16 protein-coding genes are annotated in these 24351 nt (G+C 65.4%); 9 read left to right on the forward strand and 7 right to left on the reverse strand.

Translation table 11 applies throughout. The features are described 5' to 3' along the window. Window positions 1–21 precede the first annotated feature (21 nt). The 4 genes from AB0H56_RS25370 (at window position 22) to AB0H56_RS25385 (ending at window position 2991) form a co-directional block, all read left to right on the forward strand. Window positions 22–1119, forward strand: coding sequence for an exo-alpha-sialidase (locus tag AB0H56_RS25370; protein WP_357167709.1), 1098 nt, complete (start codon window positions 22–24; stop codon window positions 1117–1119). A gap of 2 nt (window positions 1120–1121) precedes the next feature. Next, complete coding sequence (locus AB0H56_RS25375; RefSeq protein ID WP_357167711.1) at window positions 1122–1400, forward strand: MoaD/ThiS family protein; 279 nt, start codon at window positions 1122–1124, stop codon at window positions 1398–1400. Between the two features lie 174 nt (window positions 1401–1574). After that, the gene (locus AB0H56_RS25380; protein ID WP_357167713.1) at window positions 1575–2153 is read left to right on the forward strand and encodes an NERD domain-containing protein; all 579 of its coding nucleotides are present in this window, start codon (window positions 1575–1577) and stop codon (window positions 2151–2153) included. Window positions 2154–2202: 49 nt separating this feature from the next. Beyond that, entirely contained in the window at window positions 2203–2991 is a 789-nt protein-coding gene (locus AB0H56_RS25385) for a phosphoribosylanthranilate isomerase (RefSeq protein ID WP_357167715.1), read from the forward strand. Here AB0H56_RS25385 and AB0H56_RS25390 read toward each other — a convergent pair. Both AB0H56_RS25390 and AB0H56_RS25395 read right to left on the reverse strand, forming a co-directional pair. Beyond that, window positions 2951–3772, reverse strand: a complete 822-nt coding sequence (locus AB0H56_RS25390) for a DMT family transporter (protein ID WP_357167717.1) — start codon at window positions 3770–3772, stop codon at window positions 2951–2953. The two genes, AB0H56_RS25385 and AB0H56_RS25390, sit on opposite strands and share 41 nt — an antisense overlap. A 41-nt stretch (window positions 3773–3813) precedes the next feature. Continuing rightward, window positions 3814–5130: a hypothetical protein gene (locus AB0H56_RS25395; protein WP_357167719.1), complete on the reverse strand. Its 1317-nt coding sequence runs from the start codon at window positions 5128–5130 to the stop codon at window positions 3814–3816. Between the two features lie 246 nt (window positions 5131–5376). Between AB0H56_RS25395 and AB0H56_RS25400 the strand changes: the two genes are divergently transcribed. Both AB0H56_RS25400 and AB0H56_RS25405 read left to right on the forward strand, forming a co-directional pair. After that, window positions 5377–5592 carry a hypothetical protein gene (locus tag AB0H56_RS25400; protein WP_280217969.1) on the forward strand — a complete coding sequence of 72 codons (216 nt, stop codon included), beginning with the start codon at window positions 5377–5379 and terminating at the stop codon, window positions 5590–5592. Continuing rightward, complete coding sequence (locus AB0H56_RS25405) at window positions 5589–6872, forward strand: hypothetical protein (RefSeq protein WP_357167722.1); 1284 nt, start codon at window positions 5589–5591, stop codon at window positions 6870–6872. Before AB0H56_RS25400 ends, AB0H56_RS25405 begins: the two co-directional genes overlap by 4 nt. Before the next feature lie 153 nt (window positions 6873–7025). Here AB0H56_RS25405 and AB0H56_RS25410 read toward each other — a convergent pair whose 3' ends face one another. The 5 genes from AB0H56_RS25410 to AB0H56_RS25430 all read right to left on the reverse strand — a co-directional run bounded on the left by AB0H56_RS25410 (window position 7026) and on the right by AB0H56_RS25430 (window position 17080). Further along, complete coding sequence (locus AB0H56_RS25410; protein ID WP_357167724.1) at window positions 7026–7904, reverse strand: ATP-grasp domain-containing protein; 879 nt, start codon at window positions 7902–7904, stop codon at window positions 7026–7028. A 414-nt stretch (window positions 7905–8318) separates the two neighbouring features. Then, window positions 8319–9080, reverse strand: coding sequence for a guanitoxin biosynthesis heme-dependent pre-guanitoxin N-hydroxylase GntA (gene gntA / locus AB0H56_RS25415; RefSeq protein ID WP_357167726.1), 762 nt, complete (start codon window positions 9078–9080; stop codon window positions 8319–8321). 270 nt (window positions 9081–9350) lie between these two features. Continuing rightward, on the reverse strand, window positions 9351–10433 hold the full coding sequence (locus AB0H56_RS25420; protein WP_357167728.1) for a Fic/DOC family N-terminal domain-containing protein: 1083 nt from the start codon (window positions 10431–10433) through the stop codon (window positions 9351–9353). A 159-nt stretch (window positions 10434–10592) separates the two neighbouring features. Beyond that, complete coding sequence (locus AB0H56_RS25425) at window positions 10593–15746, reverse strand: AAA domain-containing protein (protein WP_357167730.1); 5154 nt, start codon at window positions 15744–15746, stop codon at window positions 10593–10595. Between the two features lie 38 nt (window positions 15747–15784). Further along, window positions 15785–17080 (reverse strand): serine/threonine-protein kinase, encoded by a 1296-nt coding sequence (locus AB0H56_RS25430; RefSeq protein WP_357167732.1) that lies wholly within the window; start codon window positions 17078–17080, stop codon window positions 15785–15787. Window positions 17081–17291: 211 nt separating this feature from the next. Between AB0H56_RS25430 and AB0H56_RS25435 the strand changes: the two genes are divergently transcribed. The 3 genes from AB0H56_RS25435 to AB0H56_RS25445 are packed head-to-tail and all read left to right on the forward strand — an operon-like array spanning window position 17292 to window position 24288. Beyond that, the gene (locus AB0H56_RS25435; protein WP_357167734.1) at window positions 17292–19310 is read left to right on the forward strand and encodes a hypothetical protein; all 2019 of its coding nucleotides are present in this window, start codon (window positions 17292–17294) and stop codon (window positions 19308–19310) included. A gap of 45 nt (window positions 19311–19355) precedes the next feature. Further along, window positions 19356–21434 carry a DUF262 domain-containing protein gene (locus tag AB0H56_RS25440; RefSeq protein WP_357167736.1) on the forward strand — a complete coding sequence of 693 codons (2079 nt, stop codon included), beginning with the start codon at window positions 19356–19358 and terminating at the stop codon, window positions 21432–21434. A 55-nt stretch (window positions 21435–21489) separates the two neighbouring features. After that, window positions 21490–24288 (forward strand): DEAD/DEAH box helicase, encoded by a 2799-nt coding sequence (locus tag AB0H56_RS25445; protein WP_357167738.1) that lies wholly within the window; start codon window positions 21490–21492, stop codon window positions 24286–24288. Window positions 24289–24351: the final 63 nt, after the last annotated feature.

A 24351-nucleotide genomic window follows, 5' to 3' on the forward strand; every position in this document is an offset into this window, starting at 1 on the left:
CGCGCCGACCTGGAGGTTCGCATGGACGTGCTCCTCGGAATCGGAACCCGTAAAGGCCTGTTCCTGGCCCGGAGTTCGGACGGCCGTGCCAGCTGGACCGTGAGTCCGCCCCAGTTCCCGGTCGCCGACGTGAAGGCCCTCGCGATCGACACCCGTCGCGACACCCCTCGCCTCCTGGCCGGCGTCCTGAACAGCCACTTCGGCCCGACCATGGTCGCCAGCGACGACCTCGGCGCGACCTGGACCGAACCCGACGACGCCCCCTTGGCCTTCCCCGACGACACCGACGCCGCCCTGCAAGGGGTATGGCAGATCACACCGTCGACCGACGCCGAACCCGAGGTGGTCTACGCCGGCGTCGAACCCTCGGCCCTGTTCCGATCGACCGACGGCGGACGAACTTTCACGCTGGTCAGAGGCCTGTGGGACCATCCGCACCGCCCACAGTGGGAACCGGGCGGCGGTGGCCTGGCCCTGCACACCGTCCTGCCCCACCCCACGAATCCGCAGCGCCTCGCCGTCGCCATGTCCACCGGCGGCGTCTACCAAACCGCCGACGGCGGCACCACCTGGCGCCCCACCAACAAGGGCGTCACCGCCGACTTCCTGCCCGGCGAACTCCCCGAATGGGGCCAGTGCGTCCACAAGGTCGCCCGCGACGCCGACGCCCCCACCACCCTCTACCTGCAGAATCACGGCGGCGTCTTCCGCTCCACCGACGACGGCACCACCTGGCAGTCCATCGACTCCGACCTTCCCCCAGCCAACTTCGGCTTCCCCATCGTCGCCCACCCCCGCCGCTCCGGCGTCCTCTACACCTTCCCCCTCGTCGCCGACATGGACCGCTTCCGCTTCCCACCCGACGCCACCTGCGCCGTCTACCGCAGCGAAGACGCCGGCGACACCTGGACAGCCAGCACCGACGGCCTCCCCACCGTCCCCTTCTGGGCCGCCGTCATGCGCGACGCCATGACCGCCGACAACGCCGACCCCACCGGCATCTACTTCGGCACCCGCAACGGCGAGGTCTACTGCAGCCCCGACGAAGGCGACCACTGGACCCTCGTCGCCGACAAACTCCCCGACGTCCTCTGCGTCCGCGCCGCCGTCCTCCCCTGACCATGGCCACCGTCCTGCTCCCCGCCCAACTCCGCCCCTACGTCGACGGCGCCAAATCCCTCACCATCGACGCCCCCACCCTCGCCGCCGCCCTCGACCACCTCCGCACCCGCTCCCCCGCCCTGGAACGCCGCCTCCGCGACGAACGAGGCACCCTCCGCCGCTACGTCAACTTCTTCATCGACGGCGACGAATGCCGCACCTTGCAGGGCGCCGACACCCCACTACGCCCGAACAGCGAACTGATGATCATCCCCGCGGTAGCCGGGGGTAGTCGCTGATAGTCGGTCGATGTCGGTGCGCCCTGCTACTTTTCGCGCCATCGAACTCGACGAACACTGCGAGGCAACATGGCGGTCGATCCACCACTTCCGGGCCCTCCGGCGACGTCCACTGCCCCGGCACGACCGAATCCCGGCCAGATGCCGAAAAGCCGTCGGGCGCCCGGGCCCACCATGCCATGGACCGCCGTCAGCGCGTCCGAGCACCACCACGAGCGCCGTGGACTCGACGCCATCATCCAGCGACTCCCGACGGACGGCCCGTGGCGAGCCTGGTCCAACTTCGAACTCCCTGTCACAGACGGAAATCCGTTCGAAATCGATCTGCTGCTGACCACCCCGAGCGGCCTGCACATGATCGAGCTGAAGGCATGGTCCGGGACGGTCGATGTCGAAAACGACCGCTGGATCCAGACCGCGTTCAACGGACACCGCGTCGATCACGGAAATGTCCTCGAATACGCGTACTTCAAAAGCGCACTGCTCATGAAGCAGCTGCGTCACGCCGACGAACCGGCGATCGTGCGCACGGGCGTCTGTTTCACCGACCACCGCGTCCAGCTGAATCTGCCCGCGCTGAACCGCCGCTACGTGCACACCGTCGACGAGTTGGTGAGCCGCCTGTCCCGGCCGACCCACGACCCGCGTCACCGCATGCCACCGGATCGGGTCTCCCGCCTCGCGGAAGCGTTGACCACTTTCGCGCGCCCCGTCAGCTTCACGAACGACGACAACGGCCGGTCGGTACCGTGAAACCCCACTGACGTGGTCGTCCCCGGTCCGGGCTCGTATCCTCGTGCCCATGACTGTCTCCGACCCGGAACCCCTCCACGTCAAGGCGAAAATCTGTGGCATCCGGTCCGGTGACGATCTGACGAAGGCACACACGGCGGGTGCCGAAGCGGTGGGTTTGATCTGCGGTGTCACCCACTTCAGCGAAGACTGCCTGCTCCCGGACGAAGCCAAGCGTCTGTCCACGCGAGCGATCGAGCTGTGGGGTCAGGGCGCGGTCACTCGGACACTGGTGACCCACGAGGCGAACCCGGACACGATACTGGGATTCGCGGAACTCATCGGTGTCGAACGAATTCAGCTTCACGGCTTGATACCCGACGAAACCGTGCACGCGGTAATGAACCACCGTGACGGCCGCGAGGTCTATCGAGCCGTCCACGTCACCGACCTGGACGGCGCCGGCCCCGCCGATGCCCTGGACGCAGCGCTCCGAGCTGCGGAATTCGGCTGCGCCGGGGTCGTCCTGGATACCCGGACATCCGACCGCATCGGCGGCACCGGACGCGTCCACGACTGGACGATCAGCAGAAAGATCGTCGAAGCCCTCGCCGGAACCTCGACGCAGGTCTCCCTCGCCGGTGGCCTCACCCCCGACAACGTCCGGGAGGCGATCGACGAGGTCCGCCCGCACAGCGTCGACGTCAACACCGGCGTGCAAGAACCCGGCGACCTCGACAAATCAGCGACCAGATGCGAAGCCTTCACCCGAATCGCCCATTCCTGGACCTACACAGATCACCCCCTGCACGCGACCTTCACCGAGCCGAAAGCCCTTCTCGGAGCAGGAGCGCGCTGAGCACCAGCGCCCCGGCGATCACCGCCCCGGCGGTGATCGGGGTGTCGGTGAACAACGCGCTCACCACCGCGGCGAACACCGCCTCGTTCAAGCCGAGAATGCTCGCCGTCGTCGCGTCCAGATGCCGCAACCCCAGCCAATACAGCACGAACCCCGGCCCGAGCAGCAGCGCACCGATCAACACCATTGCCCAGACCACCGACACGGTGGGCGGATCGGACGCGACCAGACCCGCGCCCAGCGCGCTGGCGACCGCGAGCTGCCACCCCGCGGAGGCGATGGTCGGTCGCTGCGGGGATTCCCGCGCGATGAGACTCACCAGCAACGCCACACAGACCGCGCTGCCCACCGCCAGGACACATCCCAGCACCGCCCGGCCCGTCCCGATATCGGCCGAGCCACCCGCCGCCACCGCGATCGCGACGGCGACCAGCACGAACTCCACCCCCACCGGCACCGTCATCGGTCGCCGCCCACGCAAGACCGCGAAGCCGAGCAGCAGCAGCGGCGCGGTGAGGTGCAGCGGCACCACCACCGGCAGCGGCCCACACTTCAACGCCGCGACGAACAACAGCAGATTCGCCGCCTCCAGCGCACCCAATTGCACATAGAGCCAAGGGGTCTCGGTGAACACCCGGAGCGGACGCTGCCCACGGACTCCCGCGATCATCAACAAGGTCACCCCGCCGGCGGCCGCGACCAGCGCCGAGGAGGTGAGCGCTCCGTCCACGGCGGCCAGCGCGGCGCTGGACGCGCCCCACAGCAGCGTCGCGCCGAGCATGATCCATATCGACGACCGGGCGACCGATGATCCGGCGACGGTCACGAGAACATGAACGTCACAATGGGCAATACCACCGCGGTGAATCCCGCGAAGATCCCCGCCGCGATCCGGGTCGACGACACCGCCGGGAATCTACTGACCAACCAGATCAGCGCGCCGATCGCGAAGTACGCCGTACTCCACACCAGCAACGCGCGCGAAGCGAAGTCACCGAGCTTGTCGTTGAAGATCACCACGACCAGGGCGATCGTGATCGCCGCGAGCGCACAGAGCGCGAACACCGCGAGACCGGCGGCGCTGTTGAGCACGAGCCGCCGTTTCCCCCAGACCGCCACCGTGTTCCCGTCGGTGTGATGGGCGCCCTGGAACCGGCAGATGATGTCGAAGATCCTGCCGGGATTCACGGTTTCGCCGACTGCGACCCGGACATAGGTCATCGTCTCGATCGCCAGCTTGGTCGCGTACGAGGTGTGGAAACCCTCCGCCGAGGTACGGAACCCACCGAATTCGGCGTGCTGGGCCGACATCTCCTGCAGATCGAACATCTCGGTCAGCGCCGCGCGCACCGTCGGATGGAAGATCAGCTCCGCGTTCGCCGACAACAACGCGCCCACCGCGAGATGCAAACTGAGATGCCGCCACGTGTGCGCGACCTCCCCGCGATGATAGGGCTCTTCTTCATTGCAGTCGGTGTCGTCCTCGAGCCCCTCCAGAATCCGCTCGATCGCCAGTTCCGAGGCCCGCCGAGGCCGCCGACCGCCCAGCGACGAGAACTCGGTCCTGGCCAGCACGGTCACGACTTGTGCCGCGGCGTAGACAGGTTCGACCCGGACGTCGTCGGACAGCATCGTCCGCACGAGAAACCCCACCCCGCGCTCGGTCGCCTTGGCGATTTGTTCACCGAATCCGAGAAACGGCGCCAGCGCGTGCATCGCGGTGGCAGTCGCGGTGATCGAGATCGGGCCGGTGGTGCCCGACATCCGGTACCCACCGGTCTCCTCGTCCTGTTCCCGCACCAGCGCGTCGATGCAGGAACGCACATCCGGATCGACGAAACTCACCCCGAGGCAGTGCAGCGCGCGTAGTCGCCACGCGATATCGATCGCGCCGGTGAACTCGCCTTCGCCCGCCCAGGCGGGCACCATCATCGTCCGCCGCACCAGCCGCAGTACCTCCTCGGCGCGCGGAACCGCCAGTCCCGCCGCGGTCAGCGCGCACACCACCTCCGCCGTGTTCTGCGGATTCGGCGGCACGTCGTGCACCCATCCCCAGCCGGCGCCGCCCGCCCCGTCAGAGAACTGATTGCGCTCGAGCCACTCGACCGCCAACCCCATCCGTTCATCAAGATTGGACATGCCCACTCCCACGAGCTCGAGACCTGTTCAGAGACAGGCGCATTCATGTACATGGAAGCAGAAGGCGGTCTCCGCGGTTCGTGTGTTCGGTCGACCGACACCGATTCGGCACCGACGCCGTTTCCCCCTCCAGTCCAGGTGAGATACCCCGCGGCCGGTGGCGACAAACGCTCGCGCGGTGCCGGGCGACCGCTACGACTATCGTGTAATCACCACTCCCCCAACATCTTCGAAGGAGCCACCCCCGTGCCGGATCGCCTGGCCCAGCTGACCGCAACCCTCGGCACCCCACCCCCGCCGGAGTTCGCGACGCTCGACACCGACGACCTGGCCCGCCTCGACACCTTCGTCGAATCCGCCCTGGCCGCCCGCAAGGCCGCCATGGACGAGGCCCTCGGCGCCGGCATGCACCTGATCCCCCGCCTGGCCCGCCCCGCCGTCCGAAAGGTCCTGGGACTATGACCACCCTGCGCCACACGATGGCCGAGATCGCCAAGCTGGCCCGCGTCCTCGACGTGGACCCTGCGGAGCTGGAATTCCTTGCCACCCAACCGGCCTCGGCGATCAAGACCTTCCGCGACCAGGTCAGCGACGAACTGTCCGGCCGCGACGTCGTCCGCATGCAGCGCGTCGCCGCCGCGGTGAAACTGGTCCCCAAACCGATCGCAGCCCTCGTCGCCGAGAAGGCCCTCGGCCCCGCCCTGGCCGCCGCGGTCGCCGGCGCCGTCGAGCCGGCCCGCGCGGTCGCCATCGCCGAATCCCTGTCCCCGGAGTTCCTCGCCGACGCCACCGTCCTGCTCGACCCGAAACGCGCCGCCGAGGTGATCGCCCGCGTCCCCGACACCATGGCCGCCGAGGTCGCCCGCGTCCTGATCGAACGCGGCGATTACCTCACCATGGGCCGCCTCGCCGGCGCGATGCCCGAATCCGTCCTCTGGGCCGCCCTCCCCCAGGCCGCCGACCGCGACATCCTCCAGGTGGGCCTGCACCTCGAGGACAGCTCCCAGGCCGAACGCCTGCTCGGCATGGTCACCGACCGCGTCCCCGGCATGGTCGCCACCATGTACGCCGAGGAGAAGTGGGCCGACGCCATCTCCCTGCTCGACATCATCGGCCCCGCCGAACGCGCCCGCATGGCCGATATCGTCGCCGAACAGGAAGACGAGATCCTCGACGGCCTCCTCACCGTCGTAGCCGCCCTCGACGCCTGGGACGCCCTGCTCCCCGTCGCCGCCGACATCTCCCTCACCGGCCTGCAACGCCTCGCCCAACGCCCCGTCATGCACGACCCCGCCACCCTGGCCCGCGTCTCCGACATCTCCCTCACCCAAAACCTCTGGCTAGCCCTGCTCCCCCTCGTCCCCCACCTCGACGAATCCCAGCAACGCGCCATAGCCACCCGAGTCCTCGCCGAAGACGACGACTCCCTCCGCACCCTCATCCTCGACGCCGCCCCCGAAGCCCCCACCGTCATCCCCCTGGCCCTCTCCGTCCCCGACGCGCGACCCCGAGTCCTCGCCCTTCTCGACGCCCTCCCCGAACTCGACTCCCTCATCGACGTCCTAGGCCCCGACCACACCGAAGCCTGGGAAACCCTCGTCACTCTCATCCCCGAACTCCCTGACCGCACCCGCAAACTGCTGGCCGTCCGCGCGGCGAACTGCGGGCTGGACGTCGTCTCGGAAATGTTCGGGAACTACGCGGCGCCGGATTTGTCGGGACGCTCGAACTCGAGATCCTGACCGCCGCAGGTCCATCGCCGCCTCGGACCTCGCTCGCACCGGCGATCCGGGACACCAGGCCACCTCGGCGCGAGACCTCCAGGTCGCCATCGAGGTGGACAGCGGTCGACGTATCGGGCCGCTGACTCGACTCCGGACCCGAACTCGCCGACCTCACCCAGCGACCAGCGGCCCGATCAACGCCATCACATCCACCCCCGACGGCAGGTCACTGACCTGCCCGTCACCGACTTCGATCACCCTCCAGTTGCCGTCCGCCCGCCGAGCGACATCGGTGGTCACGAACCGGCAGCCGAGAGTTGACACCGCCTGCCTCACTGCCGACAGGTCAGGTGCAGGGCACGCCGCGGGATCGTCGGGATGCGGTCCGACCAAGACAGGTTCACCGTCGAGCCACCACACCCTGGCCTCCGCCGCCCGACCGCCCGCATCATCGGTGAAGTCCTCGAACTCACGCAACACGACCCCACCGGCCAGGTACTCCCCTTGCAATTGGACGAACCGCTCGACGATGCGCTGCAACGTGGCGGTGTCCCGCAGATCGGCCACGTAGCAAGCGGTGTCCCACTCGTGCTTGCGCGACTTCACGTAGTCCTTCACGATCCCCGGACCGGCACTGAGCGATCCGGCCAGTCCCGCCAGCACCGACTCACCGGGCACCTCGCCGGGCTTCGTCACCGTCCACTGAGACCGCGGTGTCAACAGGGCGAAAGGCTCATACCAGCCCGGCAGCTCATGGGCCTTCGCATAACATTCGGGCGACACCGCGAGCGCACAGTCTCGCCCCGAAAGCACTTGCGCCAGATCACGATAGCGATCCACCGGTATCATCCAACCGCGATACCACATCGTTCCAGCGGACCGCGGCACCCGCCGCACAGCCGCATTCAGTTCACCGGCGATGAGCGCATCGTGGTCCAGCAACGCGACCGTTCCACCAGCTGTCCGCACGGCTTCGGCCTGCGCGGCGAAGTGGTCGTCGACCCGCCGGGGATTCAGAGGGTCCGAACAGAACAACAATGTCGCAGTCACCGCCGAATCCTAGGGCCTGCTATACACCTCGACCCGTTCCGGATCAGGAAGCGCCGCCGGCCGCTCGTCCGTGTACCAGGCATATTCGATCCCGCTGAGCCAACCATCTTCGACCCACACAATGAGCTCCCCGACCGATGATCCGTGCTGATCCGAGACGGTGCCCTCGGCAATGATTCCCTCGGTTCGACTCACTGCCCGCGCAGGTCCGGGCTGAACGATGAGGTCGACACTCGGCGACCCTTCGCCCCACGTCGCGATGACCTGCGCCTGGGAGACCTGGCACAGATATTCGCCGCCTCGACCCAGCCCTCAGCCAGCAACTTGCCGACGACCGCGGATTCGAGTCCCGTCAATGGCCGTGGCTCGATCGGCGTGCCGGCCATGAAACCCCCTCGAGGAGATCGAGACGCGTCACATGTGCTGTGAACCCGCCAACTCACGCTCCGCAGCCGGCCGCGCACTGAACGGACACTGCCAATCCACCGGCTTCGGCCGCCCGGAGTACCGACGCGCCTCCGACAACGTCTCGTACTCCATCAGATTCGGATTGATATCCCCCTGCAGCGAGATGTCCTGCTTCCGGATCTTGTCCGCCAGCCGATCCCACATTCCATCGGCCTTGATCCGCGCGAACTGCTCATGCGAATTGAACGCCAGCATCGGAAACGGCGGCCTCCGCCCGAACCGCCGATGCGTCTCGTGCAGCCCGATCACGAAGAACGGATGCCCCGCCACGCTGTACTTGAACTCACTCGACTGCGGATCCGACGAACACCCCTCGGCCCACCCGAACCGATCCGCGTCCGCCTCGTGCAACAGCTGCAGATGCTCCCACAACAACTCCTCGAACCGCAGCTCATCCACCCCTCGCGGCTGCTCGAACGTCGCGATGAAACTGGTGAACTTCCGCAACCCCCAGTCCGCCCCACCGACGAACTCAGCCAGATCCGCGGCCATCAACCGAGCCGACTCATCCCCGCCCATCACCTCATAATGGCGATGCGTGATCCCACCCTGCCGCCAGGCGGAGCGACCCGCCAGACAAGCGAACCGATCTCCGAGAAGGAACCGCTCCACCTCAGCCCGCGCATCCGTCGTCAACCCCGCCGATCCTTTCCAACCACATCCGACACCGAGCGGGTGCGCTCCGATCGAATCGGCGAATGCAGCCACCTCGCCCACACTGCGCGCTGATCCTGTCAGCCGACCAGCCCGCGCGCGAATCGATAGAAACGACATCGATTACCATTTGCCCCGCTCGAGGGCCTGGTCGGTCCCCATCAAGTGCTGCGAATCACGTCAGCGGGTCGCCCCACGATCGTCGTGCAGCAGGGCGCTACCTGCTTATCGACCGCTCGACCACGACTCACTGTGACGCGATCACCTCCTCACGAGCCCCTACCGTTCTGAGGCGAGGCGATCAGACCTGTGCCGACGAACGAGTCAGGGCGCCGTCAGCAAATCCAGGAATTCCGCATTGATGAACACTCGGTCCCGACCGATCTTCACGTCCCGGATCATCCCGGCTTCGGCCAGCCCGTTCAGCCAGCCCGTCGCGGTCGGCCGCGAAACACCACAACGTTCCATCACCGTGGCGATGCGGCAGTACGGCTGTTCGAAAAGCACTGCCTGGAACTCCGAATCGGACCCGCCCTTACACACTGCCCTGGCCCGCTGCGCGAAGTTCTCCTGGAGCTGCCGGATGTTGTTGATCTTCGCCACAGTGGTCTCCGAAGTCTGGGTGACACCGGCGAGAATGTAGAGCAACCAGGCCTCCCAGTCCCTCTCCGCGGTGACCGCACGCAGCCGCCGGTAGTACTGCCGCTTGGTGTCGATGATGTAGCGCGAGAGGTACAGCACCGGGAGCCGCAGCAGCCCGGCTTCCACCAGCATCAGCACATTCAAGATGCGTCCGGTCCGCCCGTTGCCGTCGGAGAACGGGTGGATGGCCTCGAACTGGTAGTGCGCGGCAGCCATGACGACCAGCGGATCCACGCCGTCTTCGGAGTGTACGAACCGCTCCCAGTCGGCCATTTTCGCTGCGATGATCTCCTGACCTTCGGGCGGGCTGTAGATGATCTCGTTCGTCGCCGGATTTCCGATGCGGGTACCCGGCAGATCACGGAGCCTCATCTGCCGGTTCTTGATGATCCCGCACACCTCGACCGCGGTCGAAGCGGTGAGCCCCCGGGTCACTGTGTGGTCATACCCGATCCGGAGCGCATGTCGGTATCGAAGGGTCTCTCTTGTGGCGGCGTCGGCGTTGGCATCGTCGTCAACGTGTCTGAAGAGGGCGTCAGTGGTTGTAACGATGTTCTCGATCGCCGAACTGGCCTGCGCCTCCAGCAGCGGAATCGTATTGATCAGCACCGTAGGGTTGGGCATAGCCATGGCTGCCTGGTCGAGCTGCGCCAGTGCCCGGTTTGCCGCGATCGCCGCTTTCAGCACAGGTCGCGTCTCGAGAATCTCGGGCTTCGGAACCGCCGGAAGGTCGTTGTATGGGACATCCGGACGCCAGCTGGTCATCGACACAACCTGCCACAACAGGCAGGACATGTAAAGTTTTCTTGATTTTCTTTACATATTTCGGGGATATGTGAAGTTGTTTTGCACGTGCTGTGCAAGTTCTCCTAGTGCTCGGCCCGAAGCTCTGCCCTGGGCGCTACCCAACAACCGGCTCGCGCTTCACCTGACCTCCCCCTGCGACCGCGCCAGTCCTATGACCCGTTCGAGTGCCGCGCTTGCGTTGCCGGTCAGGCGCACCTGACCGAACGCCTTGATCACCGCACGGAACAAACCGCCCTGGTCTGTCCAGCCGAGCTCCTGTCCGTGACGCGCCATGACCTCGGCCAGCTCCCGGGGTGGGATCTGTTCGATCTGGCGCGGACCACGCAGTCGCCATCTCGACAGTGGCTGGTCGGGCACCCGATAGGCCATCAGACCGGGGTCACCCAGATCGAGCGGATCGTCGACCAGCAGTCGACCGTGCGCTACCGCGGCGTGGAGCGCGCGATCAATGGCGGCCTTGACGTTGTCACGCTCCCGAGTCTTGGCCGCGCTGACGTAGGCCGCGCGCAAGCGCAATCCGGTTACCGGCCCTTCGACACCGACGATGCCGCACAGATCGGCGACGATAGTGGCATGCGGGGCGGTGGTCGGGCTCTCCAGTGCACCCGTGAACTCGGAGTACTCACGGAGCGCGTCCGCTGACGGTTCCGCACGCAGTGCGGTGGATTCCGGCGCGGAGGGTGCGGGCTTCAACCACCGCGCCTGGTCCGTCAGGCCGATGTCGCCGATCTCGACCGCGGGCTCGTCAGCTGCTGCCGTCGCGGATGGTGCCGCTTCTGGCCGTTCCCAGACGAATTCATCGAGGAGGTCCGTCTCCAGCTGGGGCGGCTCAACCGATTCGGCCACGGTGTCGATTTCCTCGACCGGGTCTTCGCCACGCGGCAGAATTCCGTTACTGCCGAGGACCGCGCACAGGGCATCCAGTGCGCCGTCCTGGTCGACGATGAAATCTGCCTGCCGAATCCGATGAATCGGCCACTCGCACCGTTCCAGATCGCGCTGCAATGCCAGCTCGGCTCGGTAGGCTTCGGCGCCCTGCCAGCGATCGCTGTCGCATTGCACGGCGAGCTGGCCGCCCCGACCGGTCACCACCATGTCCAGGTCGCAGGCCGTCTCCGTATGGTGCGCGGTGACCTGGTATCCCCGGTCGACGAGACCGTTGTAGACCCGTTGTTCGAACAGTGATTCGAACGGATTCCTCAGTGTGTCATCGCTGAACCTTTCGGGGGAAGAATCCGATTCCTCGACGCCCGCCTGAACTCCCAGGAAATAGTCCAGCAGCCGGAATCGCATGTCCTCGCTGTTGGCAAGATGCTGGGTGGTCACCGAGTGAAACAACCAGACCTGATCACGAGCACGCGAGACAGCCACGTTGTAGCGCTGTACGGTTTCGTCCTTCGTCTGCGAGGTCAGTCGGCCACCTTCGCGCGGAGCAGCGACCAGCGACAGGAAAACCACATCGCGCTCGGCGCCCTGGAAGTCTGCGGCACTTCCGCAGAGCAGGCGCCGTGCCTCGAGTTCCTCCGGCGGCACAACGTCGATCAGCTTGCGCCAGATGACCTTTGCCTGTTCGGTACCGAGTAGCGTGATGACACCGAAAGTCTTGCCGTCGTATGCGGGGTCTGCCACGCAGGCAGCGATCTGTTCGACGATCCGGTCGGCCTCGACCTCGTTGACTTTCGACCGAATCTCCTGCCCACCCTCGACATACACCGCTCGGACCGGTGGCAGGCGGTCACTACCGAACCGCCGCACCGGGATCAACGACACGCCTTCCGGCTCATAGGCGATCTTGTTCGAGAACCCGATGATCTCGGGGACGCACCGGCGATGCTCGACCAGCGTCAACTTTTTCGGATACCGCATCGCCGCCTCGTCGAACAGGCTGCGCTTTGGCAGTTTCCACGTGTCGGCGTACTGATCGCCTGCCAGGTATTGCTTACTGAGGCTGACGAGCTCGTCTTCGTTCACACCGACGGCCGACGGCGATACCTGCTTGTCGTCACCGATCACGACAACCCTCGGTGCGAGGTACTGCAAGAACACCGCGGCGACGCCCGCTTGCGAAGCCTCGTCGACGACGACCACATCGAACATGTCCGGCTTGATCTCGAACTGTTCGACCACACGGTAGATCGGCATGATCCACACCGGCACCGCGGGCCTGCATTTCGCCAGCGCGCGCTGCACCCCGACTCGCTTTCGTGCCGCATTCTGGCCGGTGCCCTTGCCCAGATCCTTGACCAGATCCGAGTACTGCTTGAGATCTGCTCTGGCCTTGTAGGTGAGTCTGTCGATCGCCCGGTCCCATGCGCGGGTCGTCGCCAATATTGTTGCCTGGACCCGCAACTGCTCCTCGACATCGTCGAGGCGGTGACAAAGGCCATTCACCTCGCCAACGTTGTGACTGGCCAGCCACGTGCCCATCGCATTCCACTGCCACGCTGCCCGGAAGTCCGTGAACCTGCGGGCCCACGCGGCATCGTCGAGATTTGCGATCACCGCGGCGTGCAAGCCGGGCTGTCCGGCAATCCTGGCATCGAGTTCGCGTCGTCGCGCGAACCTGTGCCGGAGCTGGTGAAGCTGGTTGAGACGATCCCCCGCATGCCGGTATGCGGCGATGTCGCGTGCACGAACGGCGTCCGCCAGAGCATGCAGGTTGTCCGTCGCCCGAGGATCACGGCACCAACGGTCGAGTTGTTCGGTGAGCGCAGCCAGGGGCTCACTGGTCTGCCGCCACGCCAGCTCGGCTTCGACGGCAGCGAATGCCTCCAGCAGATGCGCGACGTCTTCCGCCTTGGCCCAGTCGGGTACCGCAATCCCGACGTTGCGCAACGCGTTACTCGTCGCAGCGAGCCCATCACCGTATGTCAGTACCTGGCTGAGCACCGCCCGCGCAGTCCGGTGTGCAGCCACCCTGTCACGCAACGTTCCGGCCACGGGGATCTGCACCGGCCAGGCGGCGTCGAGACGACCGAGCAGTCGCCGGCAGTTCTGGGTTTCCAGGAAGGCGGTGAGCTGTTCAACCCTGGTCGGGATCCGGTCGTCTACGCGGACGTTCTCGAACAACGGCTGTGCGTCTTTGACGACTCGCGGAGTGAGGAAACCCAACTTCGGAGTGCCATCGGTTTTGATCTCGAACTTGCCACCCTGCTCGATATGGCTACGCAGGTTTTCGGCCAACGACAGCAGTGGCGCGAGATCTCCCTCGGGCACCTGCACATCGGCGAATCCGATTGCCGACAACGCGGCGTCGGCCTGCGAGATGAGAGCGTCGACGATCTGCGCGCATCCTTGCCACCCGTGCTGGTGACCGGCTCGGATCGCTTCAGCGGCCGCACGCACCCATGCATCTGGCCGCCCGGCGAAGTCCTTTGCCCGAGTGTCCAGCTCCGCCACGGCGCGACCGAGCGCGGCACGCTCCTGCGGCGACATCGCCAGCAACTGAGCGACTGTGTGTGTTCCATGATGGCGCGAATACGATTCCCGCCGCTTACCGGCTGCTTCTTCCTGGGCGTGACGGTGCTCGAAATCGTCCGCGCTGGGCAGATCTGCGGCCGCGACCAGGTCCGGTGCCGCGGCCTCCGGGTCTGCGAGATCAGGATCTCGAAGCAGACCGAGCCATTCGATCAGCTCGTCAGCCGAGAACGGACATTGCTCGTTCGAACCGGTTTCGAGGAGACCCGTGGTCCACTCGAAAACGTCTCGGTCCATAACCCACTGGGTAGCTATGTCTGCGATGGTGCCGGTCAGGTCGCCGATCCGATGTTCGGTGACGTCCCGTTCCCGCAAATCGACCAAGTCACGATGCAGCCTTGCACGGATGCGGCGCTGTTCCTCGATCTGCGCCTCGGTGGCCGCCGCAGTGCGCTTCGAGCGAAGCGGATCATGTTCTGCGGCAGCCTGGTTGATGCGGCTCACCGAAGTCTTCAGTTCTTCGAGCTCTGTCCGGGAATCCCCGACGACTGTCACGCACAGCGGCTTGATTTCGTCTGGCAGTCGGTTCCTCACCTCATGCAACGCCCGGTCGGTGTGGGCGGTGATGAGGACCCGTTTGCCCTGCGCGAGCAGGTGGGTGATGAGTGCGGCCGCGGTGTGCGTCTTGCCGGTGCCGGGTGGCCCTTGGACGAGTGTGTGCGCATGGCGGTCGACGTGGTCGAGGATTCGCAGCTGAACGTCGTTGAGCGGCAGCGGGAGAAACTTGTCCGGCCCGTCATGGACGATCGCGCCAGTGTCGTCACAGGTGGTGACGACAGGTTCATGATCTGGATCGACTAGGTTCATCATCCCGGCCGGCATCAGGCCGGTGTTCCTGATGTTGTCGGCGACGGCCCGCAACGCGTTCACCATGCCCCGATTGCTTCGTTTACGGAGCACGATCGCGGGCGCGTAGTAGGCGACCGGGCTCGATGTCGCGGCCGCGGGCGAGAGATCGTCACGGTATTCGGCATCAGGGTTGATGCAATTGACGAACATCCTGACCAAGGCGGCGATATCCGCCCGCTCGAATGCGCTCACGTCGCCGGTTCTGGCCTGGTCCTCGGCGCGTTGCAGATCACCGGGCGCCGACATCTGGCCCGCCTCCACGATGTCCTGCAGTTCCGGGGTGTAGCCGGTACTCGTCGGGTCCAGGGCGACGGACAGCGCACCGTATCCGGAGTCGAACCGCACCGTCACCGGCACCGTGAGCACGTGGCGGCGCACCGATCCGACCGCGCTGTTCTGCCAAGTGAGCAAACCGAGCCCGAAGACGACCTCGAAGGTCTCCCGCTCGCCTTCATATCGGGTGTAGACCTCGTACAGGGTCTGGTAAAGCGCAAGCACCGCAAGCTTCACCCGTGCCACCGATGCCCACTCGCACCACCGCGGCAGCCACTCGGCGTGGGCGGTGGCAACGTCCGGGTGGTCGGCGAGTTCGAGTTCGGCTCCGGCGGCATCGAACCGACGTGGCTCCAGTTCGGGCTCGATCTCGGGATCGTCGATGGTCCCGACCAGCCAGTCCCGCAGGATCGGCGGCGGCGCGGGCGCAGGCGGAACCTGTGTCTTCTCGACGATGAGGAATGGCGCGCCGGATTCGTCGGACTGATAGGTGACGGCGGGGTCGGCGGGCAGGTCGGCAACCCAGATGACTTCACCATCGCGCTGATAGGTGGCGATGTCCTTGATTCGGCTCACCCGTAGCTGCTGCGCATGCGCCAAGAAGTCGAACAGCCGCGCACCACGACCGGCCAGATCGGTGGGAACCTGTTCCCCGTTCGCAGTGTCGATCACCCGAATCCTCCAATAACAGTAGTGAGCAACCGTGGTGCTCAGCGAACGTGGATGCCGTCGATCTGAGTCGCCAGCTCGATGACGCGAGGGTCCTGCGCACCGAATCGCACAGCCATCTGCTGGTGCAATCGCTTGAGCCGATTCAGTGCTGCCTTCGGATTACCGAGGCGCAGTTGGCATATCGCGTGTCGCTGGACGCAGTACATCGCCTGTTCGTCATACGGCCCGTTCGCGGCCGTCAGTTCCTCGGCGCACGTTCGATACAGCTCAGCCGCGGTCGCGAATTCACCTGCGTCGAAATGCCGGTCCGCACTTCCACGTCGGTCGTCACCGAACCCCTGCAAGGTGGGCGCGGTGCGCGGCTCGATGAAGGCGATGTCGGCCGGTGGCGCGATCAGCGTGCGAGCCGTACGGTAGTTCGGTGGAGCCACCAGCGCCTGCGCATACATTCGCGCCGGGCTTGTCGGCTCGCGGACATCGTCGAGGTCGTCGAGCCCGCCGATATGCCGATGGAGGACGCTGTGCACAGCAGACGCATCGCGCGGCCGTTTCCGCGGATTCTTGGCGAGCATGTCCGACAACAGAGCGACGATGTCTCGCGGAACGTCGCGACGCAACGTCGAGACCTCGGGCGGCACCAGCTCGATCTGCTTGCGCCACAGCAAGAAAGGTGTGCTCCCGGTGATCACCTGCGCACCGGTCAGCAACTCGTACAGCACCAAGCCCAGTGAGTAAAGGTCGGTCTGCGCCACGACCGGGTCACCGTTGATCTGTTCGGGCGCCATATAGGCAGGCGTCCCGAGGGTGTTGCCAGTGGAGGTCAGCCGGGAGACGTCACTGTCCAGAAGCACAGCCAACCCGAAGTCGAGAACCTTCACAGTGCCGTCCGGGCACAACATCACATTGGACGGTTTCAGGTCACGATGGAAGATGGATTGCCGATGCGCGGCCGCCAGCACCGCCGCCACTTGGGCGCCGATCGATGCGACCACTCCGACCGGCAGCATGCTGCGATATCCGGCGATCCGATCCAGTGACACACCGTGCACGAAATCCATCACCAGATAGGGACGCTCGGGTGGGCCCGGCTCGATTCCGGCATCATGGATCGCCGGCAGCCCTGGGTGTACCAAGCGGGCCATCAGCCGCGCTTCCCTGATGAACCGCTGAGTCCACTGGGGGTCGGTATCCAGGTCCGGCCGGGTGAGCTTCACCGCGATCGGGCGGTCGAGGTGGCGATCGTATGCGGCGAACACTTGACCCATACCGCCGGCGCCGATCTGGTCGGACAACTGGTACCGACCACCGACGACCTGCGGTTGCAGCACCACCATCACCCCTCCGTGCCTCTCGGTCGAAGGAACAAAATACCGGATGAAAGGAACACGGGCGGCAGAGGTGGCCTCTATGCTTACCCAGACCGACTGTAAGGCAAACCATTCGGTCGACTTTGCGCCACTACAGCATTCGGTGCACGTTGTTTGACATAGTTTTCAGCCGATCTTACAGTTGCCGGGGCTGGAACCACCAGCCGACAGCAGCAAGATGGGTGACAGCGACATGGCCAACGGGGGCGTGGACCTTTCCAAGACCGATTCCTTGTCTTTGCGTGAGCGTTCCATACCGCTGCCGACCAGCACTGATGGCTACCGAAAAGTGCTGCTGCTCGGGACCACCGGTGCCGGCAAGACAACGGTCGTCCGTCAGTTGCTCGGCACGAACCCGAGGACAGAGAAGTTCCCGTCGACCTCCACCGCGAAGACCACGGTCGCCGACATGGAAGTGATCGTCAGCGACGAACTCACGTTCCGCGCTGCGGTCACCTTTGCGCCACGTGACGTGATCGAAGGGCACCTCCAGGAGAACGTCGTCGAGGCCGCCCTGGCTGCCTACGCAGGCAAAGACGACGCCGTCGTCGGCCGCAAGCTGCTCGACCACGTGAATCAGAGGTTCCGGTTCAGCTACGCCCTCGGCCGAATCCAGGCCGCCTCGGCCGACGACGTCATCGACGACGAAGACGATGACGACGAAGACGACGACCTCGACCCCGATGATTTCGGCCAGATCGACGAGGCCGCCACCGCTCTGGCTTTGAAGTCCGCCATCCAGTCGCTCCGGCTGATGGCCGAGGAGTACGCGGTCGAAATCGCCGACGCGATGCCGCCCGACGAAGTCGCCAAATACGTGGAACGGAACGCTGATTCCGACCTCCCGCGGAACCCACGCTTCGCCGAGATCGTGAACATGCTCCTCGCCGAACTCCTGCGGCGATTCGAAGCCGTCGATATCGGTGAGCTGCGCTACGACTCCCGCGACTGGCCCATCCTGTGGACCCTGCAGAGCACCAACCGGGCCGAGTTCCTCACCACCATCACCCGTTTCACCGGCAACAACGCCAAACTGTTCGGTCGCCTGCTCACCCCATTGGTGAGTGCAGTTCGCGTGAGCGGTCCGTTCGTTCCGAAATGGGCCGAGACCCGCCCACGTCTGGTCCTCATCGACGGCGAAGGTCTCGGCCATGCGAAATCCCACGCCTCACCACTGTCGACCCGCATCTCGCGCCAACTCGACCAGGTCGACGCCGTGCTGCTCGTCGACAATGCCCAGCAGCCGATGCAGGCAGCGGCGGCCGCCGCACTGAAAAGCGTTGCCATCTCCGGGCACTCCGCGAAGCTGCACTTCCTGTTCACCCACTTCGATCAGGTCAAAGGTGACAACCTGGACACCTTCACCGAGCGCGAAGAACATGTCCGTCAGTCATTGCACAATGTGTTGAGCCAGCTCCGCGCCGAAGGCCGCCAGGTCAACCCCGCACTCGAATCGGCGGAACGTGTACTGCAGCAGCGCCTCGAGCACGGCGCGTTCTTCGTGGGCGGCATCCACAAACAGCTCAAGCCGACCAGCAACGCCGGCCGCCGCACCATCGAGGAACTCGACAAGCTGCTGGCACACATCCACGATCCGGAAATCGCGAACCGGGCAGGCGAGTCTCGCCCCGTGTATCGCAAGGCTGAGCTGTTCGATGGCATCTCGGCGGCAGTTGTCGAGTTCCGCGGCAAGTGGCAGGTCCTGCTCAAGCTGAAGTCACACGCCTCGGTCCTTCCCGAGCACGGCAGCCGCATCAAAGCACTGGCCCGCCGAGTCGCGAACCGGTGGGACAACAACGAATACGACAACCTCAAGCCGGTCGCCGAACTCCGCGAATCCCTGAACGAGCAGGTCTGGAACATCGTCCAGAACCCGCAGCGATGGCTCGGGGCCCGGCCCACCCCCGAGGAACGCCAGGTCCTGATCGACAACTTCATGATCGCCGTCACCAGTCGCCTCACCGATCTGGTCGAGAGTCGCATCGTCGAGGAACCACACGCGGAGTGGGTAGAGGCCTACGCGATGTCCGGCAGCGGCTCGGTCGCCCGTCGAGCCCAGGCCCTCGACGTCCGAATACTGGAGCGCGGCGCGCCGATGCCGGTAACGGGACGGGCGCCGGAATCGAATGCGCTTCTGACAGCAGTGGCACGCCTGATCGATGCGGCGGCAGCCGAGCAAGGCGTCGTGTTCGAGTAGCGGCACCTCGTCGGTGTTCGGTGGTATCCAACGAAGGAGTTACGAGTGGTCGCGGCACAGGAAACCAGCCTGCAGCGGATTCTCGAGGGGAGCTCGCAGTACCTTGTTCCGCTGTATCAGCGGCCATACGGCTGGGGTGATGAACAGCTGCAGGAACTGTGGAATGACGTCATCCAATTGGCCGAGGACCGGCTCGACGAGCCTCGCGCGACTCACTTCATCGGCTCGGTGGTTCTCGCGCCTGCACCCGCGAGCGTCGCAGGGACTGTGACTCAGTTCCTCGTCGTCGACGGTCAGCAACGCTTGACCACACTGACGTTGTTGCTCGCCGCGATCCGCGATTTCCTGCGAGAAGTGGACGGTTCGCCAAGCCGCGACAGCGACCGAATCCACAACCAACTTCTTACGAATCAATACAACGACGACCCCGACCGACTCAAGCTCCTGCCGACACAGGTCGACCGACCCGCGTACACCGCGGTGATCGATGGCCGACCGCTTCCTGACGACGACGGACGAGTCGTCAACGCCTACCGGTTCTTCCAAGGCCGACTGAGTGCCGTGGCCGACGCAGAGGACATGTCCTTCGGGTTGTCGCAGATCGTTGATGCCGTTGTTTCAGGCCTATCGGTCGTTTCGATCAGCGCTCACGCCAGTGACAATGTGCACCGGATCTTCCAGTCGCTCAACAACACCGGACTCATGCTCACTCAGGGCGACCTGCTGCGTAACTACCTGTTCATGCGTTTGCCCTCGCGGAGCGAGGAGGTGTACCGCACACATTGGCTGCCGTTGCAGGAATCCCTCGGTAACGAGCGCATCGAAACCCTGTTCTGGATCGATATCCTGCACAAACGGCCGAAGTTGAAGCAGGGCCAGACCTTCGCAGCGCAGCAGGCCCGACTGGAGAAGTTGGCGACCGAAGCTCACATCGTGGCCGAGGTCGAACGGATCGCCCGACTCGGCAGGCTCTACCGGTTGATTCTGCAGCCGGAGACGGAGTCGGATCCAGCGGTACGGCTGCGGCTTTCCCGGCTGGCCGAATGGGACTCGAACACCCCTGCACCCCTGGTGTTGCACCTTTTGGTGCTGCGCGATCAGGGCAAGGCGACCGACGAGCAACTCGCGACTGCGCTCCTCTACATCGAGTCCCTCCTGGTCCGCCGGTTCCTGACCGGTCGCACCACCATGAACCTCAACCGGCTGTTCGCCGAGGCGGTACCCCAACTCGATACCTCGATGCCCGTGGATGCGGCTCTCCGCATGCACTTCTCACTCGGCCGGAAGCACTACGCGACCGACAAGCAGCTCATCGAGGGAATTTCGAGCACGCCGTTCTATCTGTACGGCCGGGCAGCTCAGCGCAAGGTCATGATGACGTGGATCGAGAACCTCTTCGCCACCCGTGAGTCCGTATCCCCCGCGTCACTCACGATCGAGCATGTGATGCCCCAGAAACTCTCGGCCCAGTGGCGCGCACAGTTGAGCGCCGAATTCGGCGAGGACAACGTCGACACCCTCCACGAGCGTTATGTCCACACGCTCGGCAACCTCACACTGACCGGTTACAACGAGTCGTTGAGCAACCACGAGTTCGCCCGCAAGCGTGAGACATTGCGTGCCAGCAGCATTCGGATGAATCAGGAGATCGCCGCACACGAGTCCTGGGGACCCGGACAGATCGAAAAGCGCGGGCTCAGCTTGGCCGAGCGGATCATCGAGTTCTGGCCTGGACCCGTCGACGAATCCGAGCTTCCGGAAAATCCGCTCTGGACGGCCCTCTCCGAACTCCTCACGGCCCTTCCCGAGGGCCGATGGACCACCTACGGCGACCTTGCCGCCCAACTCGGAACGGCGCCTCAACCTCTCGGCAACCGCATGCGTACCCATCCCGCCCCCAACGCCCATCGAGTCCTCGGCGCAGGTGGCACGTTCGCCGATGGCTTCCGCTGGTCGGATCCTGACCGCACCGACGACCCCCGCCAGCTGCTCGAGAGCGAAGGTGTCCGATTCTCCGCGTCCGGACGAGCCGATTCGACCCAGCGCCTCACGCCCACCGAGTTGCAACAGCTGCTGCAGTCCGGTCCAGTACAGGCCGGTCATGACCACCCGCTGGCCACATAGGATCGGCCGATTTCTGCCGAATCCAGTCTGAAGTCATCTCGCGACGGAGCAGTGCGTGACGAAGAGCCGATCCGACCGGAAACAGCAGGCGATTCGCCTGGTTCTCGACGCCGGGCCTCAAACAACCGCGGAACTCGTTGCGCAACTCGCCGAGCGAGGGATTCGGATCGACTCCACCGAACTGTTCCTGCTGTGCAACGAGTTCGGATTGGCGACCTTCGACGCGTGGACCAACACATGGGCCGTGCCGGGCACGGTCCGGCCGGCGCAGACGCGGCCAGAACGCCGGGAGGCCGACCGCCAGATCGGCCTTCGCAGACAGCCCGGAATCGACATCAGCAGCAGGGTCGAACTGCGCAAGATGCGCGAGCTCCTGCTCGACGACGAAACCCCCGACACGCCTGCCGAATACCCGATCCACCCGTCCTGGCCCGCCATCGCCGCGCAGGTATCGGCAGCGCTGCGCGACGAACTATCCACTGTCACACGCCAGCGGACACAGCAGGAGATACCACTGGTTGCCGGTGAGCTGGTCGAGCGCGCGCCCACTCGGCTGATCGTCCGCTATGAGATCCAGAGCAGCGACAATGTTCGCGAGGGCCTCACCGCCACGCTCGTACCTGCCGAGAACTCCGGCGCCGCCGAGCCGGTCGAAGCCGAAGTTCTCACTCAGTTCGGCGCGGAGATCACGTTGAAAGTGCCAGCCGACAGCATATTTCGCGAAACGGCGCGGCTACGCTGCGATTTGTCGTGGTTGGTGCACCGCCAGATTCAGACCTACGCCGACTTCCGTGCCGACACGGCACCTGGCTTCTGCACGGAGGCCGCGCTGGCCACGATCAGCGCGGCCGGCCTCCTCGACACTGTCCCGCCGGTCGACCCTTATATCGCTGTCGGCCTGAATGATCGGCAGGCCTGCGCTGTCGCGCATGGTTTGCAGCCGCGGGTCACCTGGTTGTGGGGCCCGCCCGGCACCGGCAAAACCACGACTCTTGCCGCTCTGCTCGCAGAACTCCTGGATTCGGGAAGAACGGTCCTACTCGCAGCTCCTACCAACGCCGCCGTAGATGTGGCGCTCAGCGCACTACTGGCCCGGCGACCGAATTTCCGCAACGGTGAGATCGCCCGGATCGGAGTCACTGACAACACCGCGCTCATCGGTCTGCCCACACCGGTCATCCTCGACGAGATTGCCGCGGTCGCCGGGGAAAGAGCCGCACGCCGGCTGGTGGAGATCCAGGCCGAACTGAGCGAACTGCGCGATCGCCTGAAGGTCGCCACCGAAGCCAAGTCGCCCGACCGCAGTGCCTTGACTCGCAAAATCGCCGATCACACCGAGTTTCAGCGCCAACTCAGCGCGTTACTCGGGGACGTTCGCGACCAGGTGATCCGAAACGCGAAGTTGGTCGCCTGCACTACTCATCAAGTGATGCTGAAGGGCCTGTACAGCAAGAACTTCGACACTGTCATCATCGATGAAGCGAGCATGGTCTCGTCGTCGATGGCGATGCTCGTCGCGGGTGCCGGAAATGGTCATACCGTCATCGCCGGTGATTTCCGTCAGCTGTCTCCGATCGTTCAGGCCGACACACCTGGCTCCCGAGAGTGGCTCGGCCGCAGTGCATTCGAGAAGTCCGGGATCGCCGAAGCAGTGCGTCGTGGCAGACCACCGGCGAATCTGATCGCCTTGAACCAGCAACACCGCATGCGCCGGCAGATCGGGGACGCCATCGGCACCGCCTTCTATCTCGAGGTCGATCTGCGCACCGCGTCATCGGTCCACACCCGGCCGGCCCGGACGGTCCCCACCCACCAGCCACAGGTGGTGATCGTCGACACCGGCGCCCTCTCCGCTCTTGTTGCCCGCCGAGGCGGCACGAGCTCCCGGTACAACCTTGCCAACGCCCAACTCGCGGCCAATGTCCTGCATGTTCCCCTGACCAGTGCAACCAACCCGGGTTCTGTCGGCCTGATCAGTCCGTTCGTCCCGCAAGCCCGCCTACTACAGGCGCTCACGTCCGGTCTGCAGCCTGCGGCAGTGGCATCCACGGTCCACCGGTTCCAAGGCGGCGAAACCGACATCGTGCTCTACGACGCCGTCGAGTCGACCGGCAGTCGATTCGCCCCGCACACCTGGTTCACCGAGACCCACATGGGGAGTGAAGGCGCCCGGCTACTGAACGTCGCTATGAGCCGCGCCCGCGAACAAGCAATCCTGTTGGCCGACATGAGTTATCTGCGCACCATCTGCCCGGCGGGCACCCCGGTCCGCCGATTCCTCTCACATATGAGCGAATACGCCGAGCTCCGACCCTGGCCGACGGTCGCCGACAGCGAGGGCCCAACACGGCGCGAGCAAGACCTCACCCAGGTGCTCGACGACATCGCCGCTGCAACCAGCACCGTCGACATCTTCACGGCTGCCACCGACGGGCCGCTCACACGTCAGATCTCCGAGACGATCGCCATGCTCCCAGACGCCGTGAAAGTGTCGATCTGGTACCGAGCCGGGGACCCGACGAGCCTGCGGTGCGTGGAAGACCCGCTGCGCCACCACCACACGATGCTGCATCCACTTCGCCCGGTCTATGAGTCGTGCATAGTCGCCGACGCTGTCGTGTGGTCTGCGACCGGCCCGATCCTCGGCAGTCGATCCGGCACCTTGCTCCGCACGGACCACGCCGGCCTGGCCGACGCGCTCCGACGCCAGTTCCTGCGCCGCACCGTCGGTGACGCACCCGGTACCGGCGAACACGCGGTGCGCTGCGGCTGCGGGTCACTGCGGGTCCGCGAAGAAATCAGCGGCGGCCCCCGAAAAGGCGTCCACAGTGTCTGCCGGTCCTGTGGCGACTAGGTGGGCCCGATACTCCTGGCCTGGACAATGGGCAGAACTGATGCGCCCGACGAACCGGGCTGA

The sequence above is a fragment of the Nocardia sp. NPDC050717 genome, assembly GCF_040654275.1.
GTDB lineage: Bacteria > Actinomycetota > Actinomycetes > Mycobacteriales > Mycobacteriaceae > Nocardia.